The organism is Citrobacter sp. Cm046 (assembly GCF_030333065.1).
GTDB lineage: Bacteria > Pseudomonadota > Gammaproteobacteria > Enterobacterales > Enterobacteriaceae > Citrobacter > Citrobacter murliniae.
In genome coordinates this window covers 1-16150 of record NZ_JAOWGP010000042.1, presented here as the reverse complement: position 1 = coordinate 16150, position 16150 = coordinate 1, and the positions used below count along the sequence as shown (strand labels likewise).

The window sequence follows — 16150 nt, the reverse complement described above, 5'->3', positions numbered from 1 at the left end:
AGTATTTTAGACCAGAATATCCTAATACTCTTGGGATCGAATTCTGAACTCGCTTTAAGACCAGGCGGAAAAGTTATGTAACTCAGTTTACTATTACCTTAAAATATAAAAACACAACGTAATTGTATGCCTGTTAACTATTAAAAGAGTTTATCCCTTTCAGGGGGCCCGGCGCCTTCATCTATACCATTATCCAGCAGTGTACCCATCATGACAGCGCTCATGACGTTACATGGAGTGGTAACCAGTATGAGTCAGCGAGGAAACATCCATAATAATGAAATAACGAAAAGTATTTTCTCGCCATTGAGACGAAAGTGAATAATAAATGCCTACAAAATGCAAAAACAGGCCCTTAGAATATCAGTATTAATATTATCAACAGCTGTTCCGGAAGCATCCTGGCTATCAATACCGATTAATAATTGCAAACCACAAAAATCAATAATGATTTATATTATTTAAACTTTAATGTTATTTAAAACAATTATAATAATGACATATTTTTTAGCATGTAAAATTCATCTCATTGATAAATATGGATATTTTACAAACAAATTTATATATAAAAAAGAATGCACCAGTGCATATAATACTGATGCTTTTACCTGCTTAAAAATTATAGTAGCGTATTAAGCCCGAAATAAAATATTCTACAGGAAATTGAATATAATATTCTTCGCTGACCGTTCTTATAACCGCAGCTAAACCAGTATCACTGAATAGCAAGGGTCGTCATGTACTTTTAAACGACACTAAAATCTGGCACCACCTTCTGGTGACGTAACAGTAAAGCTAAAGCGCAGTTCATGTAGGGTATAGAGGTAATGTCATGCCATTTGGTCTGTTAAAGAAGCGTCAACTCAGGTACCGAATGGTTCGCACCATACTTGTGAGCTTGCTTTGCATCCTGTTGGGACTCATCAGCACCTTCTGGCAGGCGGCAGCAAACCTCAAACGAACCACTAATATCCGGATGACAAATGCCCGGCAACTGGTGGAAGGAACGCTGGACAGTGCCAGGCATGCTGCTTACGCCGTAAAAGACAATCTTGGTCGGCCCTGCCTTGAGTCTGTCGCGATGAAGCTCAGGACGCAGGTGGCGTACTCGCAGAATGTGCGCAGCGTAAACCTGGTACATGGGAATAAAATCTATTGTTCATCTCTGTACGGTAGCAATGAAGAAAATATTAACTTTGATAGTTATACCAACGGGATGCTCTACCTGATGAGCGACATGCTGGTCAGGAAAGGACAGCCACTGATTATCTACCGAATGGTTGTCGGTAATAACAGTATTGTGGTCCGACTCTATGGCGAGAGGATCCTTTCCGAACTGAGTGTCATGAGCATCAATTTACCCCTGGGCCTGGTTGTTGGACAACAGCAATGGCAGACTCCAGAGATTCCTTCGTTCTCCCCCGGTACGTCTGGTTATCTGGAACAAGCCTCGACCAGATATCCATTCCGGATAGTTACGGTGATTTCCGCTGCCGATTATGCCCATTACTTCTGGATCTTCTCACGATTCTCTCTTGTTTCCTGGGCCTTGCTGGCCGCTATTCTTGGTTTCAGCGCATTTCGCTGGACAGGGCGACAGATAACTGCAGAACATGAATTACATGAGGCTCTGGAATTGCAGGAATTTATTCCTTACTTCCAGCCAGTGGTATCCGCAGAGCATACTCACTGGGTCGGTTGCGAGGTTCTAATGCGCTGGTCACATCCAACGCTCGGTATCATCCCTCCAGACAATTTCATTCCTCTGGCAGAAAGCTGTAACCTTATTATGCCGATGACTCAGGCGCTGATGGTTCAGGTACGTCAACAGTTTTTACCATTAATACATTTACTGCCGAAGGATTTTCATTTCGCTTTCAATATCAGCGCCAGTCACTTAAGAAATTTCAATCTGGTGGAAGACTGCCGGGTATTCATCCAGGCATTCAGGGCTAATCCTGTTAAGCTGGTTCTGGAGTTAACTGAGCGGGAATTACTTGTTACAGATGGTGTGACAGAAAGGTTGGTGGCAGAACTGCACAAACTGGGTGTGCTTATCGCTATCGATGATTTCGGCACCGGCAATTCCAGCCTTAAATACCTGCAAAACTTCGAGGTCGATATTCTTAAAATCGACAAAAGCTTTGTCAGCAATATAGGTATTGATTCGCATTCTGTTCATATCATCGACAATATTATTGACCTCACCCGCCGATTACACCTGCAAACGGTGGCGGAAGGAGTAGAAAATGAAATTCAGGCAGCTTATTTGAAAGCACACAACGTTACTTTTCTGCAAGGATATTTATACGGTAAGCCCATCCCCATGGAGGATTTCACCAGACAATTTTATTCCTGATGTTGAATAGTAACATCAAAACGTAGTCATCATACCGTGCAGAGGCACTTGCCAGTATATAAACATCTCGATGATAGAGGTAAAAACATATGGAATGTTCAAAAAATAATTTATTTACCAAAGAAGTATCTAACCAACTGATTATATTTATTAATGAAAGACGGAAAGACAAGTTACAGATTGACGATCTGGCTGCTATTTCTGGCTTTTCAAAATTTTATCTGCAATCTTTTTTTAAAGCTCATACCGGGATACCACTTGGCCGTTTCATCAAGGATACCTACCTTAATCATGCAGCTCATGAACTCATCAACTCCCAGAGCACTATTCTGACTATTGCTTTAAATGCCGGATATGGTTCTCAGCAGTCATTTTGCCGGGCGTTTCGTAAAAAATACAAAATAACGCCCAATGAGTTAAGGAAATCAGGTGCGACACATAAGATTTTATAATATGAAGAGTAAATATATCACTGATTATTTACAGCGTATGACGCTGGTGTCTTTAATAATTTCAAGGCAATACATAAAAAAAGACCGCACGGGTGGCGGTCAAAATGACACTTCAAAAATATAATTTTATTTCTTAGACACATTCATGCTTGTTTCATAAATACCATCAATGTGATTTTTCTCCTCACTTGAGATACCTTATAAAACAATTTCAATATAAAACCAAAAAATTCACCATGCAATTTATTTATAAAAATTAAGTTCCATTTAATGGAATCATTCCATAAATCTAAACGATTAATGCTAGCGAGACTAAGTGAATAAGGTATCCTACATTCATTAATGTATGTACAAGGCATTTTTAAACAACCCAAAATCACTAAAACAGCCACTAAAACAACACAAAATAAAAACGACGCATCAGGTTCATTGCCTTAAAAAGCACAAGCACGCTGTCCTCAGCGTACTATTCCCTGGAGACACCACGAAGGGGTAATACGTCAATAACCAGAGAGGCGAGCTTAGTTTTACCCAACCGACGAAGGGAGGAGGAATAGTATGTTCCTTAATTACTTTGCACTTGGAGTGCTAATCCTGGTATTCCTGGTAATTTTTTACGGTGTCATCATCATCCATGATATTCCTTACGAGATCGCCAAAAAGCGAAATCACCCGCATGCCGATGCCATACATGTCGCTGGATGGGTAAGCCTGTTCACTTTACATGTCCTGTGGCCATTCCTATGGATATGGGCCACGTTGTATCGCCCCGATCGTGGATGGGGAATGCAGAACGCACAGCAACCACAGTATGAAAATTTGCAATTACGTATTGCTGAACTTGAACGGCAATTCAAAAAACAACAACACGCTGACTCAGATAACACTCAAGGTAATTAATTGTGGATTTATTAATTATTCTGACTTACGTAGCCCTGGCATGGCTGGTCTTTAAAATATTCAAAATACCGGTCAATAAATGGAGTATCCCAACAGCCGCTCTGGGCGGGATCTTTCTGGTTGGGGCACTGATTTTGTTAATGAACTATAACCACCCATATACCTTTAAGGTACAAAAAGCGGTGGTCTCCATTCCTGTTACGCCACAAGTGACAGGTATTGTTCGTACCATCACGAATAAGTCAAACCAGCTAATTAAAAAAGGTGAAGTCCTTTTTGAACTGGATCCAACGCGTTATCAGGCTCGTGTTGCGCGACTTGAGGCCGATCTTGTCACCGCGATCCATAGTGCCGACTCGCTGCAATCACAACTGGATGAAGCCATCGCCAATACGTTAACAGCAACTGCACAACGTGACCGGTTATACAAAGATTACCAACGATATTTACAGGGCAGTAAAGCAAAGGTGAATCCGTTCTCAGAAAGTGATATTGATCATGCCCGGCAAAACTACCTCGCTCAGGATGCAGCAGTAAAATCATCGGTTGCCGAACAAGCACAAATCAAAAGCCAGCTTGATAGCATCCTCAACGGCGAACAATCACAAGTTGCCAGCCTGCGCGCTCAACTGGCAGAAGCAAAATACGATTTGGAGCAAACCGTTGTCCGTGCGCCCAGCGACGGCTACGCCACTCAGGTATTGATCCGTCCCGGTACTTTTGCGGCAGCGCTGCCGCTGCGCCCGGTTATGGTATTTATTCCCAAACAAAAGCGACAGATTGTGGCGCAATTCCGTCAGAATTCATTGTTGCGCCTGAAAGCTGGTGATGAAGCAGAAATCGTTTTTAATTCGTTGCCCGGCCAGGTCTTTACAGGAAAACTGGCTGGAGTCCTTCCCGTGATCCCTGGCGGTTCTTATCAGGCCCAGGGGACGCTTCAATCCTTGACTGCTACCCCAGGGAGCGAGGGGGTTCTCGCTCTTATCGATCTGAATCCAGATGAGAATATTGATGCATTACCAGATGGCATATATGCGCAAGTTGCGGTCTATTCGGATCATTTTTCTCATGTGGCCATTATGCGTAAAGTTTTACTACGCATGACCAGTTGGATGCACTACCTCTATCTGGACCATTAAGCCGTTCATTGTGCCTTGTTGATATCGGGTAATTATATCAGGACGTAGATCATCTACACTGAAAGCAAGGCACTATCCTCACAGAACAGCCATGATGAAACAATTAAAAATCAGAGATTTAAAAATACTCCTGGACCTTGTTGAAACGAAAAGTTTCAGTCTGTCTGCTAAAAATGTCGGCCTGACCCAGGCCAGCATCAGTAAAAGTATTGCGGCAGTAGAAGAAACGTTAGGAATCAAAATAATTGATCGAGAGAGTCGTCCGGTCAGGCTGACTGCATTCGGGGAAACTCTTCTGCCTAACATTAGAAAGTACATTATTGAAAATGATGAACTCTTTGAACTAGTCGACCATTATAAGAAAGCGCCATCTGGTGAAGTTAATATTTTTTCTCCTTCCGGTATGCAGGCTTATCTTGCAGAGAATATTCTGCCGCCATTGTTTCAACGATTCCCCGATTTGAACGTGACAATAACAACATCCAATCACTATAACGCGGACTACTTTAAGGGCGTGAGCTTTAATAACTCCTGTGACATGCTCATATCCTATTCCCCACCACATAATCAGAATCTGATTGCCCGAAAAGTAAAGCGGATACGGATGGATGTTTTTGCTACCCCAGCGTTTTTTGAACATCACCCTTTCACGACGCCAGAAGAGTTATCTCGCCATCCTTTCATTTTATTAAGTTCGATGGCCAATAACAGCTATGAAAATGCGCTGGAGTTCACCCATGAAAAAACGGCTGAAGTGAAATCAGTCAACGTCACGGGGAAACTAAAATTTGACAATATCTATACAGCCATCAACTGCTGCAGAAATGGAATGGGATATATGGTGACATCCCATCTACTTCTCAAAGACACAAGCGGAATAATGTCTGTACTTCCTCCAGAATGGGGAGTTTTTATTGATTGCTACGTTATTTACAGAAACCGGAAAAATCTTCCGCTACGAGTACAACTATCGTTGGATTATATAATTGAACTAATGACAAAAGAAAAATGAGATGCCTGTAGATTTACTCTGAGTGATAATTAAGACAATGCTCATTTAAAAATCGCAACTTTTCGAGGATCATTGCTCATAGCCACAGAAAATTTCAAAAATGTTTCTCCGATCATTTTATCCAGTTCTACCGCATATTTCGTCGGGCTCAGGCAACGACCTTCTCTCTCAAACAATGGAACGGGAAAGTAAGAACAAAAGCGTTTGAGCATGATGCTAACTGTTGGCGCAGAACAGTTTAATACCACACTAGCATTAAAAATTGTCTTATAACTCATCACCGCAGAAAAGTAGAGTGCTGAATTTAAATCAATGTTCTTTATACATTCAAAATCATGTTTTTCAAGCATACTTATACTCTCAACGCTATCAATATTCACTTGATCAGTGTCTCATATAACAATACAAAAAATAAGTATTTTAAATTATTAATCAAATAATCACTAACACTATAAGTGTTAGTGATTAGAGCCATATAGTTCTGGAAAAGGTTAAGTGACCAGGTGACTTATTTCAGATAAATCAGTGATTTTAAACAATAACTCCAACACATCAGATTAATTAAACTATTTGATAGACTACAATAGTTTTCATATTGCTATCTTTATTTAGAAAAAGTCCGAATCCAAGAACAGTTCACAAAGATTACCAAAACCACAAAAAAGATAAACAATTAAAAGATACAAAACAGTGAATACTATTATTCCAAAATTAGTATGGCTCTGGGGTTGCTAGCATGCAGGCTCTTTTTCAACGAACCGAAGAACGACTCAGACACCACGTACTATTTTTGAGAATATGGTTTTCAGAACGGAATAGTCGCTTTTAGATATAGCTGGGAGCCGACTGGCCGATTGAGAACATTCGTTTCCTTCTGCCATTTCAATATAGGTAACCAGTTCTTATCGTTGGCGTCACGGACAGAAGGACCAACTGAAAATGCCCGCACCTTTGCCTGCGCTGCATTAGGCCCGTCATCATCCGTTGTTTGAATGAAGTTATAGCCACCAAGACCAATCACCCAACCATTGCCAAAAGCCCATTCCAGGGCATAATCGGCATGAAACGCCTGACCTGAACGCGTACGGGTCTTACCATTGCGGAAATTAAAGTCGTACATCATTTTGATATCAGCATTGACGCCTTTTTGAGGGATATAGCTGATCGCCCATACCGGTTGTACCACCCAGTAATTTCGCCCCAGGCTGGAAAGATCAAACTGGTTATAGTCGCCTGTTGGCACATACATATCAAAGCTCAAAACATAGTGAAGATCCCGGGTGGGATGAAAGCCCAATGCAGTACCCAGCGTGATATCCCCTAACCCCATTGATTCTATTTATCTGTAGGAAATTTGAAGCAATGATTGTGTGTAATAGTAAAATCAGGACAGGTTTCATAAAAACCTGTCCGTCACGAACTCAAATTACACCAGTTTTGGTAAAATATTCAGTACGTTACCAAACCAGCAAAAGATAACGACAATGCCAAAGATAATCACTACGGCTGGAATAATGCGCCCACCCCATACTGTAAACATCTGATTGGGAAATTTTTTACGAGACTTCAATGCGAGTACCGCAGGAATAATAACAGCCCATATCGTTGCACATAATCCTGCGCCACCTATCCCATAGATAAAACCGTTAGGAAATAGCAGATAAAGCAGTGTTGGTGGCAGGAAGGTAAGAAGGATTGTTTTAAAACGACCAGTATGCGAGTTGTCAAATTTGAATAAATCAGCAAGAAAATCGAATAATCCCAGCGTCACACCAAAGAAAGAACTCGCCACTGCTAAATTAGAGAAAACGAGTAAGCAGAACTCAATCATGCCACTCTGATTTGTCCCAAGAAATGATCCTACCAGAGCATCAACATTTCCACCGGAAGCAATGATACCTTTGAAACTCTCGCGCGGAATATTCCCCATTGTGCAATACAGCCAAAACAAATAGATAACCAACGCCAGAAAAGACCCCAATACAACACTTTTTATTAATTTATCTTTTCTCTTCCCATAACAAATGATAAGACTGGGAATATTACCATGAAAACCAAAGGATGCCAGACATACTGGAACCGCCATAAATATATAGAGGAAGTAGGAATGACTAGTTTCATTTACGCCACTGATACCACTTAAAATTGAGTAATCGACCTGAAAGAAAAGTGAACCAAAAACAATAACGAAGGCAATGATTTTTATACCGAGAAAAAGCGAAGTAATCCGACTCGCAGCTAGCGAACTAAACCATAACACCCCGGCCACGAACAGAGCGGTACAAACACCTATAATTCTGGGGTTAACATGTTCTCCTGAATGCATAGATATCGTTTCACTAATAATAGCTCCGTTTGCTGAAATATATGCATACGTTAATATGTATAAAACAAAGGCAACCGTAGCGCCACTAATGATATTCCATTTGTTACCAATTAGATCTTTAGTAATAGTATTAAAACTGGAACCCACTGGATAGTTTAAGTTTGCTTCCAGTAGTAACAATCCTGAGTGTAACATTGAAAACCAGGAGATTATTAATATAAACGCGCCCCAAAAAAACCAGGCACCTGCAAGATCAACGGGTAAAGCAAACATCCCTCCACCAATTACGGTTCCGGCAATAACCATAACTCCCCAAAAGGATGAATGCTTTGAACTGGAATTTTCTTCCATGCGAGCCTCTTATCTTGAGTTATATATCTTCATTGTCATGTCATTTTTATAGAGCGAGATAGAACATGAATGGCCATTAAATATGGCCATTCATATTCGGTTGCTAATTATCAGATTTCTTTCAGTCGGGCAGTAAAGTGACGCAGAACTTTAGGTTCATAGGTGAATGTTAATCCTTTAATATTATTGGCATTTTCTTTCACATGACCAAACGCCTCAATAATAAAGTCCATATGTGATTGCGTATATGTAGCGCGTGGAATGGTTAAACGGAGCAATTCTGCCGGACAAGGTAATTGAATCCCTGTTTTAGGATCTCTTCCCAATAAGAACGATCCAATTTCAACAGCCCGAATCCCAGCAACTTTGTAAAGCTCACACGCCAGGGCCTGTGCAGGAAACTGTTCGGCAGGGATATGAGGTAACAACTTTCCTGCATCCACGAAAGCGGCATGTCCGCCCGCCTGCTGACAGATGACACCAATGGCTTCAAGGCCATCAACCAGGTACTGGATCTGTGCGATGCGATATGCCAGCCAGTCCTGATTCATACCATCATAAAGACCAACGGCCAGACGCTCCATTGCCCCGCCTTCCAGACCACCATAGGTTGGAAAACCCTCCTGGACCACGCAAAGTGTTCTGCATTCGGTGTAGACATCAAAATAACTGTCATCTTTAATGCATAACAATCCGCCCATTGGCACCATTGCATCTTTCTTCGCCGACATAGCTAACATATCAGCATATTTATATGTTTCGCGGGTTATGTCTTCAATGCTCCAGTCTTTATAAGCGGCTTCTCTTTGTTGGATAAAATATGCGTTTTCAGCGAATCGCGCTGAGTCCATTACTACCGGAATGTCGTACTTTTTCGCTAACTGGTACGTTGCTTTCAAATTTGCCAAAGATACCGGCTGACCGCCTGCGGAGTTGCATGTAATAGTGGCAACAATATAGGGGACATTATTTGGACCTACTTCCTGGATTCCTTTCTCCAGTTTATCAAGGTCAAAGTCTCCTTTAAAATCACAACGAACTGAAGTATCAAATGCTTCTTTGATATAAACATTACGAACGGTACAGCCATTTATTTGACTATGCCCTTGGGTGGTATCGAAGAAATAATTTGAAAAAACAACCATTTTGCTTCTGTCGAGTCCTTTTTCCTGCTCACGTTTACGAATTAATACAGGAATATAAATCTGCTCGGCCCCCCTTCCCTGGTGCGTTGGAATAGTATAATGATATCCAAAAATATTCTTCACTGCCTCAGCAAGTGCATAGTAACTTCGACTTCCGCTGTATGCCTCGTCTCCCCGTAGCATTGCGGCTTGCATATTTTGGGTAACTGCGCCTGTACCACTATCTGTCAGCAAATCGATAAATACATCTTCACTGTCAAGCAGGAACGGGTTCATCCCTGATTTGAGAATGGCATTTTCACGATGATCCCGTGTTGTACGTTTTACGGGTTCAATAACACGAATACGGAATGGCTCTGGCAAATGTTTGAAGTTATTCATGGAATAGTCCTATATTAGATAAAAGACATGTCAGCCTGCAGCAACTCATTAAACATGAATTACCGATATAATTTATTTAAAACCCGCAAAATTAGTCCATGGAGATATTATTAGCACACCAAGCATTCCCTTATCGCAGGCCTTTTTCAGGCATACAGACAGAGAAACGTGATTGTGCAGACAATAATTTATGGATTATTCAGGGCATGCAAAACAGACAGATTTTTTAATCTGCTTCTGTCCTTCATTGCATTTATAAAGAGGAAGGGAACTTATGGGCGATGATTGACAATGATGGTATCAATGTTGAACCATTTGGAAGTCGTGTATGTATTAATTAAGCTAATCATTATATGTCAACCCTTATTAAACATGCTGACATCATTATAGTGTGGAGAAAATTTGTCTATTAGCAGATAAACTTAATGTGATAAAAGTCACTATAAATTTATTATACACAATAAGGAATTAATTAACAGATACAGGTTTACAGCTGATTGACATTACCTCAGTAAGACCTGGTCAACATACAGGAATTTGTACATTCGACCCGAAAATTGTCCAGGTTTTAGTTTTGCGTTAACGAGCATTTCACCCAACGAATGCTATTGCAACACTTGTACTGTTATTGCTGAGTTAAGCAACGGGTGAAAGCCACAGTCACCGACCAGTTAGCAGGAAGAAAAATAGAGCTCAACTGACGAACAGAATGCAACAACTGCTTATTTATCAAGGGTAAATTGAGTTAGGTAGATTTCAGGAGAATTGAATTTGGAGCGGGCGAAGGGGTTAGAACAACCCCGCCAATAACTTGAAAAATATAGAATTTTCAAGTTATATCTTAACTTATACCCCCAAAGATACCCCCAAAGCACAGAGGCTTTGAATTCAAGTAATTACCTTTGTCGATAAATCAGCAGGAAGCGAGATGATAGCAAATGGCAGGCATACTCGAAAGCAGCGACACCAGTAGCATCAGACTAATTACGATTTAATAAACCCAGATCGCGGCGGGCCCTCATGATATCAATATTCGTGAGATATGGCGTTTGTTCTTGCCAGCTAAACCCTCTGCGATCGATACGAACCAGTTCGTACTTTTCCACTAGAAAGTTAATGGCATTAGCGAGAGTGATACCGGCATCGAAATGTTCCTTTATAACGGTTTCATCACTGAACGGCGTATCGTTCAGGGTCAGACCATAGTGTTTTTCCAGTAGCCGTGTAAGAAGCAATTGCCAGACTGCAACGGGTGGCAGGCAGGGCTTCGCCGCCCGCGAAATTGTAGCCGGTAGAATTTTCATATTTGTTCTCGTGAAATTTGTTAGCGCTGAGTGGAATAAACAGCGACGTATACATAGCCACAACTGCCAAGGGTATCGGCTTCGCAGGTAAAACCGTTGTGGTACAGGGTGACGCAGTGGGCGTGGCGAGGATTCATTTCACCCGTGCTCAGCATGGATTCCATCCGGCTGATAAAATGCGGAAATGCCACATCCAGCTTAAGACATTCGGCATCACTGAACTTACCTGTGATACAGGCCCGGTCAGCCAGGTAGTGCAGCTGGTTGCCCTCCTGCACCAGACGTGTTCCCAGGCGCGGCGTGATATCGCGCTGCAGGCCCCAAATGATGTTGCTCATTACAGTTCTCCACAATTGTCAGTTCAGGGTGATGCTCATCAGGCAGGCATAAGGCCCGTTGCGGTCCTGGCGGCGTTCGGCGTACACAGCCAGGACTCCTGTGATATCCGGAACATCCCTGCCGGTGTAATGACAGACGCTACCGTGCCACTGATATTTTCCGGTGCAGTAGCGAAAGATTCGGGACTCAGGATGCTGGCGGTATATCGTCATTGCCCGGCGTTTACTGATAATTTTCATGTAATACCTCACAACAGACCGTGTTCTGCGAACGAATAGATTTGCCTGCCACCAACAATCAGATGGTCAGGAATACGGATATCCACCAGTTGAAGTACCTGAGTCAGTCGCTGCGTGAGGGCTTTGTCAGCCTGGCTGGGTGTCGTCTCGCCGGAAGGATGGTTATGCACCAGTATCACCGCCGCCGCATTGAAGTGCAGTGCACGTTTGACCACTTCCCGGGGATGGACCTCGGTGCGGTTAATCGTGCCACTAAAGAGCGTCTCATGGGCGATAAGCTGGTTCTGATTATCCAGATACAGCACCCGGAACTCTTCCCGCTCAAGTGCGGCCATATGCAGTCGCAACCACTCCCGAACGGCGTGAGTAGAGGTGAAGGCTACCCCTGGCTCATGCAGGTGCCGCTCCAGAGCCCTGAGCGCCCGCTGAATGAGACGCCGGTCCTGTGGCGTCATCTCGCCGGGTAAAAAGGAGAGCTGTTTCATCCTTTGTTCCTCCGTTCAGTCGATGATACGCAGAATGGCGTGAGCTTCAGGATGCTGCAGGGCATAGTCCCGCAAGCGATAATAGTGTGCGGTCATTGCGTCACACTCTGTGCGACAGGCGTGATGGCTGTATTCAATCATGCAGACCGCGATACCTGCGGCTTCCACGCTCATTTCCGCGCCATTGCCGTTCATGCTATTAAACAGATGCCATTTATCGCCACCGTCAGCATCAGGGGCCATAAACGCGCCGCCATTACTGAGCGTGTAAAAGGACCAGATACCACCGCTGTACTCATCACAAAAGCGCTCCATCCAGGCGAAAATACGCGGTTCCAGCGTTATCCACTGCGGGATAGTGCCAAAGTACAGCGGCCAGAAATCGAGACGCTGTTCGTCAGGTACTGGTGTTGCTGTAAGGGCAAATTGAGGTTCATTAGCGGGTACCAATTCGCATTGAGTTTGTGTCGTCATGGATTTTCTCCGTCAATAAAAACGCCAGCGACGATGGCTGGCGTATGGGAAATAAAGGACAGACAGGGATGATGAATGGGTGTGGTCAGGAGGAGGATGCTCTGAGCATGCCTGAGTTGCGGATATAACGGTTAAGCCCTTCACCGGCATCCGGTTCAAAGCACCACGCCCGCCAGATCATTCGACCTTCAGAGTCACGAACCACCAGGCGGAAGTGTGTGCCCTGGTCGTCTTCAATGCTGATGTTGCGATACCTGCGGGTAACCGCTTCGGCCTGCTGTCGGGTAAAAGGTCCCGGTGGCAGCATGTGAGATTCAGACATTCGATGTACCTTAAAAGCAAAAGCCCCTGACGCAGACGCGTCAGGGGCTTTGGGAATATGCGGGTGTGGGGAGATTGTCAGTAACCGGTTTGTACCTTATACAGCCGCAGGGTTTTGCTGCCCCGAACAATCTTCACATACAGGGCATTATCTTCCGCGCTGCGTACAAAACCGGCCTTCACATCGCCCTTACAGTCACCACCATCGTAAGGAACATTGATGCCGGTCTGGCGCACCAGGTCGATAATCCCGAAGCTTAAATCTTCACAGGCTGGGCCCGGCAGGTCCTGAATCAGGGCAAATTTATGGTCGTCGCTGACACCGGTCAGTGAGCACATGGACGTATTGATGTCGTTTCCCTGGCACCAGTACTCCTGGCCGGGATTGTCTTTATCCATCAGACTTGCCGGAAGCTGAGCGGCACCGGCACTGAAGGCGGCAAGTGACAGAATGAGGGCAGGTACAGCAGAGGTCATTATTTTCAGCATGGTCTTCTTCCTGAATTAATCCAGCCCGCTGTCGGGCAAAATGAGAGAGGTTGATATCGGGTGTTATCAGAAGCGCCGGTAGCGAAACAGCTCTTTGCCCTGGTAAAGTGCCACCAGGTCGTCATATTCCGGCTTCTTCTGGTTGGGTTTAAAGGTCACTACCGTGCCCGGACGGCACAGGTCTTTTACGGTGAGTCCGTATTTCTTGTCCGGAGTAATGGTGAATCCTTTCGACACATCGTTGCGCATGATAGTTATCCAGCCCCACAGGCCGCCTTCGCAGTCTTTAAAGGGTGCGGAACGCACCGTGACCATCCCGCCCAGGCGGTCAACAGACATGGCTTCGCATTTTCCGGTAACCTGACGATGCGCATCGCACCAGAAAATGTTCCCGTTGTTGTCATTAACTACAGCAGGGAGGGTCCGGTTATAAGGCTGAGCCTGAGCGCCCACACAGAGCAGAAGGCTGCCGGTAATACCCAGTACTTTAATCAGTGTTTTCATTACGTTGGTCCTAAACAGAGAAAGAATCAGGTAGCGGTCATTCAGGCCCAGACAGTCAGGGCCAGCATCAAAAGCCATACCCAGAAGTAAGCCGGTTTCTGACCGAGAGTTTTCGCCCGCCGCCACAGATAGAACGGCACCAGCCAGGCCAGTTTGCCGAACGTGGTGGTGTCCACTCCGGCCTTACGCAGGCGTCGTTCATCGAGATACCCCAGAGCAATATTGAGCAGCAGCGTGATAAACCAGTACTGCCCACCCGAGACGGCATCATATGCCTCGTCAAATGACATCCCGCTCAATCCTGCAGTCCACAACTCCAGCGCGTAGCCAATGAAGGGAGCAAATGCCAGCGTCCACACAACGCCACCCGGAATGCGGTTCCCCGGCAGCGCTGGTGGTGTGGTGCTCCGGAGCAGCGTCGAAGCCAGCGGAGTAGCGGAGACCGGCTGCCACTCTGCCATTCCCTGTCGCCACACCAGAGTGGATGCAGTCAGTTCACCGCGCATAATCAGGCTGGTGATGTCGTCTTCGGTCACATTGTCGTGGCGTATGCCATTTTTCTCGTAATGCCAGGTCATTGTTTTTCCTTCTTAACAGAGGTAATTAAATCAGTGTGTTGCCCGGCTCCTCCTCTGAGGGCCCAGGAGACAGGACTTCACGGATACAGCTGAAGTGCGGAAGGGCCCGGATAAAGCCCGCCTGTGTGGTTAACTGGCTGAGACGTTTTAGCGGGGTGAAAGTTGTATTGAGGACTGTCACCGCATGGATGGTCGCCAGTGGATGCACGGTGATATGCCCGTTAAGTTCACCGGTGAGGTACCAGCAGCCGTCGAGTGATATCAGGCGGTACGGGGCCAGTCCGTCACAGCGCTCTCCCTCAGCCAGCAGCAGTACCCGTTGGCAGGCGGTAATAGCACTGACGAGACGGTAGAACACCAGTGAGGTGGCCGGTGATATAGTCTGTGGCGGTTGCCACACCAGACAGGGCATCCCTCCTGCTGTGAGCAGCATGCCCGCCAGACGCCGGTCCAGCCCCGGAAAGATATCGGCCAGTCCGGACCGGTGAGCAAAGGTCAGCGCATCCAGCTCACCCTGTACGCCCCCACTGGTGCTGCGCAGGCGGCATTGCCCTCGTCGATACTCCAGGTCCAGATACATCAGCCGTTCGCGAAAATCCCGTCGCAGGGTACGGACTGACACACTAAACTCTGCAGCCAGCCGGGCCATGTTCAGCGTCTCACCGGCAACCAGGCGGCTGATTATCAGTGACAGCCTGACAGCCAGTCGGTCGTGACGGCGCTCTGCCTGTGTTATCTCAAATCTCCGTAATAATTAACTGACTGAATATGAAATGATTCTAAAGAGGGGGGCGGACAGGGTATGGACATGGAATGAACTATTTTTTATCTGCCACCGGAGGCAAGCCCAACGCGGCGCACCGTGAAATACGGTGATAAAACACTCAATCCAATGGAGGTAAAACGGACAGGGAGTGTCCTTTCCCAACATGCTGATAACAAGCTCAGGACTGAAACCCACTCAGCATCGCTTCCGCCATCACCCAGAGAGCCCGGTTGAGCTTCACATCGCCGTCGATACCACGCACGGCGCGGGTATGTGTTCGCCCACCTTTTGCACTCCGGCCACTGAGCCCGCCCTTAATCAGGTTCTCCTGAATACGCTGGTATGTGGTCCACAGGTCATTGCTCTCATCCTGCCAGCGGCGTGGGGAGAGTATCTGAGGTGCTGTCACCGGCTGGTGGTCCTCACCAAAACGGTACGTCAGTGCGGCCTGTGCCAGAGCCTGTTGTGCGGGCGGCGGCAGCATCAGCGACTGCATGGCATCCCGCTTCTCTTCCACACGGTCAAAAATACCCAGCACTTCATACGCCCCCTCAATCACCTGACTCACGACATCTCCTTTGTGCGG

Annotated in this window: 21 protein-coding genes; 5 read left to right on the top strand and 16 right to left on the bottom strand. The window is 45.3% G+C overall.

What is annotated here, in order from left to right; all coding sequences use genetic code 11:
- Positions 1-832 precede the first annotated feature (832 nt).
- The 5 genes from OGX98_RS14365 to OGX98_RS14345 all read left to right on the top strand — a co-directional run bounded on the left by OGX98_RS14365 (position 833) and on the right by OGX98_RS14345 (position 5862).
- Positions 833-2359 (top strand): EAL domain-containing protein, encoded by a 1527-nt coding sequence (locus tag OGX98_RS14365; RefSeq protein ID WP_286595446.1) that lies wholly within the window; start codon positions 833-835, stop codon positions 2357-2359.
- A gap of 89 nt (positions 2360-2448) precedes the next feature.
- Positions 2449-2811, top strand: a complete 363-nt coding sequence (locus tag OGX98_RS14360) for a helix-turn-helix transcriptional regulator (protein WP_045447111.1) — start codon at positions 2449-2451, stop codon at positions 2809-2811.
- A 558-nt stretch (positions 2812-3369) separates the two neighbouring features.
- Positions 3370-3711 carry a DUF3302 domain-containing protein gene (locus tag OGX98_RS14355; RefSeq protein WP_045447114.1) on the top strand — a complete coding sequence of 114 codons (342 nt, stop codon included), beginning with the start codon at positions 3370-3372 and terminating at the stop codon, positions 3709-3711.
- Positions 3712-3713: 2 nt separating this feature from the next.
- Positions 3714-4850, top strand: a complete 1137-nt coding sequence (locus OGX98_RS14350) for an HlyD family secretion protein (RefSeq protein ID WP_286595445.1) — start codon at positions 3714-3716, stop codon at positions 4848-4850.
- A gap of 91 nt (positions 4851-4941) precedes the next feature.
- Positions 4942-5862, top strand: coding sequence for a LysR family transcriptional regulator (locus OGX98_RS14345; protein ID WP_200009936.1), 921 nt, complete (start codon positions 4942-4944; stop codon positions 5860-5862).
- Between the two features lie 41 nt (positions 5863-5903).
- Here the strand turns inward: OGX98_RS14345 and OGX98_RS14340 are convergent, their stop codons facing one another.
- The 16 genes from OGX98_RS14340 to OGX98_RS14270 form a co-directional block, all read right to left on the bottom strand.
- Positions 5904-6212 carry a LysR family transcriptional regulator gene (locus tag OGX98_RS14340; RefSeq protein ID WP_286595444.1) on the bottom strand — a complete coding sequence of 103 codons (309 nt, stop codon included), beginning with the start codon at positions 6210-6212 and terminating at the stop codon, positions 5904-5906.
- A gap of 455 nt (positions 6213-6667) precedes the next feature.
- Positions 6668-7192, bottom strand: a complete 525-nt coding sequence (locus OGX98_RS14335) for a SphA family protein (protein ID WP_082138857.1) — start codon at positions 7190-7192, stop codon at positions 6668-6670.
- 96 nt (positions 7193-7288) lie between these two features.
- Positions 7289-8539 (bottom strand): low affinity tryptophan permease TnaB, encoded by a 1251-nt coding sequence (gene tnaB / locus OGX98_RS14330; protein WP_048220614.1) that lies wholly within the window; start codon positions 8537-8539, stop codon positions 7289-7291.
- Positions 8540-8649: 110 nt separating this feature from the next.
- Positions 8650-10065, bottom strand: a complete 1416-nt coding sequence (gene tnaA / locus OGX98_RS14325; RefSeq protein ID WP_045447130.1) for a tryptophanase — start codon at positions 10063-10065, stop codon at positions 8650-8652.
- A gap of 272 nt (positions 10066-10337) precedes the next feature.
- Positions 10338-10415, bottom strand: coding sequence for a tryptophanase leader peptide (gene tnaC / locus OGX98_RS23995; protein WP_197086135.1), 78 nt, complete (start codon positions 10413-10415; stop codon positions 10338-10340).
- A 630-nt stretch (positions 10416-11045) separates the two neighbouring features.
- Positions 11046-11369, bottom strand: coding sequence for a TA system toxin CbtA family protein (locus OGX98_RS14320; protein ID WP_000698542.1), 324 nt, complete (start codon positions 11367-11369; stop codon positions 11046-11048).
- Positions 11370-11389: 20 nt separating this feature from the next.
- Positions 11390-11707 carry a type IV toxin-antitoxin system YeeU family antitoxin gene (locus OGX98_RS14315; protein ID WP_000065326.1) on the bottom strand — a complete coding sequence of 106 codons (318 nt, stop codon included), beginning with the start codon at positions 11705-11707 and terminating at the stop codon, positions 11390-11392.
- Positions 11708-11725: 18 nt separating this feature from the next.
- The gene (locus tag OGX98_RS14310; RefSeq protein WP_000691995.1) at positions 11726-11947 is read right to left on the bottom strand and encodes a DUF987 domain-containing protein; all 222 of its coding nucleotides are present in this window, start codon (positions 11945-11947) and stop codon (positions 11726-11728) included.
- A gap of 8 nt (positions 11948-11955) precedes the next feature.
- On the bottom strand, positions 11956-12432 hold the full coding sequence (locus OGX98_RS14305) for a JAB domain-containing protein (protein WP_000811694.1): 477 nt from the start codon (positions 12430-12432) through the stop codon (positions 11956-11958).
- A 15-nt stretch (positions 12433-12447) separates the two neighbouring features.
- On the bottom strand, positions 12448-12906 hold the full coding sequence (locus tag OGX98_RS14300) for an antirestriction protein (protein ID WP_016538084.1): 459 nt from the start codon (positions 12904-12906) through the stop codon (positions 12448-12450).
- Between the two features lie 85 nt (positions 12907-12991).
- Positions 12992-13228, bottom strand: coding sequence for a DUF905 domain-containing protein (locus tag OGX98_RS14295; protein WP_000004273.1), 237 nt, complete (start codon positions 13226-13228; stop codon positions 12992-12994).
- Between the two features lie 77 nt (positions 13229-13305).
- Positions 13306-13716: a hypothetical protein gene (locus OGX98_RS14290; RefSeq protein WP_000912997.1), complete on the bottom strand. Its 411-nt coding sequence runs from the start codon at positions 13714-13716 to the stop codon at positions 13306-13308.
- 66 nt (positions 13717-13782) lie between these two features.
- A complete protein-coding gene (locus OGX98_RS14285) occupies positions 13783-14220 on the bottom strand; it encodes a hypothetical protein (protein WP_024198335.1) in 438 nt (145 codons plus the stop codon).
- 41 nt (positions 14221-14261) lie between these two features.
- Positions 14262-14798, bottom strand: a complete 537-nt coding sequence (locus OGX98_RS14280; protein WP_000219797.1) for a DUF4339 domain-containing protein — start codon at positions 14796-14798, stop codon at positions 14262-14264.
- A gap of 25 nt (positions 14799-14823) precedes the next feature.
- Complete coding sequence (locus tag OGX98_RS14275; RefSeq protein WP_024198336.1) at positions 14824-15534, bottom strand: hypothetical protein; 711 nt, start codon at positions 15532-15534, stop codon at positions 14824-14826.
- A gap of 208 nt (positions 15535-15742) precedes the next feature.
- Positions 15743-16150, bottom strand: a 408-nt coding sequence (locus OGX98_RS14270; RefSeq protein WP_286595396.1) for a DUF932 domain-containing protein, incomplete at its 5' end; no start/stop codon positions are given.

Bases quoted from the DNA above. Each gene is read 5' to 3' on its own strand.
- OGX98_RS14365 (WP_286595446.1), top strand. From the start codon at position 833: ATGCCATTTGGTCTGTTAAAGAAGCGTCAACTCAGGTACCGAATGGTT.
- OGX98_RS14360 (WP_045447111.1), top strand. From the start codon at position 2,449: ATGGAATGTTCAAAAAATAATTTATTTACCAAAGAAGTATCTAACCAA.
- OGX98_RS14355 (WP_045447114.1), top strand. From the start codon at position 3,370: ATGTTCCTTAATTACTTTGCACTTGGAGTGCTAATCCTGGTATTCCTG.
- OGX98_RS14345 (WP_200009936.1), top strand. From the start codon at position 4,942: ATGATGAAACAATTAAAAATCAGAGATTTAAAAATACTCCTGGACCTT.
- OGX98_RS14340 (WP_286595444.1), bottom strand. From the start codon at position 6,212: ATGCTTGAAAAACATGATTTTGAATGTATAAAGAACATTGATTTAAAT.
- OGX98_RS14335 (WP_082138857.1), bottom strand. From the start codon at position 7,192: ATGGGGTTAGGGGATATCACGCTGGGTACTGCATTGGGCTTTCATCCC.
- tnaB (WP_048220614.1), bottom strand. From the start codon at position 8,539: ATGGAAGAAAATTCCAGTTCAAAGCATTCATCCTTTTGGGGAGTTATG.
- tnaA (WP_045447130.1), bottom strand. From the start codon at position 10,065: ATGAATAACTTCAAACATTTGCCAGAGCCATTCCGTATTCGTGTTATT.
- tnaC (WP_197086135.1), bottom strand. From the start codon at position 10,415: ATGATTAGCTTAATTAATACATACACGACTTCCAAATGGTTCAACATT.
- OGX98_RS14320 (WP_000698542.1), bottom strand. From the start codon at position 11,369: ATGAAAATTCTACCGGCTACAATTTCGCGGGCGGCGAAGCCCTGCCTG.
- OGX98_RS14315 (WP_000065326.1), bottom strand. From the start codon at position 11,707: ATGAGCAACATCATTTGGGGCCTGCAGCGCGATATCACGCCGCGCCTG.
- OGX98_RS14310 (WP_000691995.1), bottom strand. From the start codon at position 11,947: ATGAAAATTATCAGTAAACGCCGGGCAATGACGATATACCGCCAGCAT.
- OGX98_RS14305 (WP_000811694.1), bottom strand. From the start codon at position 12,432: ATGAAACAGCTCTCCTTTTTACCCGGCGAGATGACGCCACAGGACCGG.
- OGX98_RS14300 (WP_016538084.1), bottom strand. From the start codon at position 12,906: ATGACGACACAAACTCAATGCGAATTGGTACCCGCTAATGAACCTCAA.
- OGX98_RS14295 (WP_000004273.1), bottom strand. From the start codon at position 13,228: ATGTCTGAATCTCACATGCTGCCACCGGGACCTTTTACCCGACAGCAG.
- OGX98_RS14290 (WP_000912997.1), bottom strand. From the start codon at position 13,716: ATGCTGAAAATAATGACCTCTGCTGTACCTGCCCTCATTCTGTCACTT.
- OGX98_RS14285 (WP_024198335.1), bottom strand. From the start codon at position 14,220: ATGAAAACACTGATTAAAGTACTGGGTATTACCGGCAGCCTTCTGCTC.
- OGX98_RS14280 (WP_000219797.1), bottom strand. From the start codon at position 14,798: ATGACCTGGCATTACGAGAAAAATGGCATACGCCACGACAATGTGACC.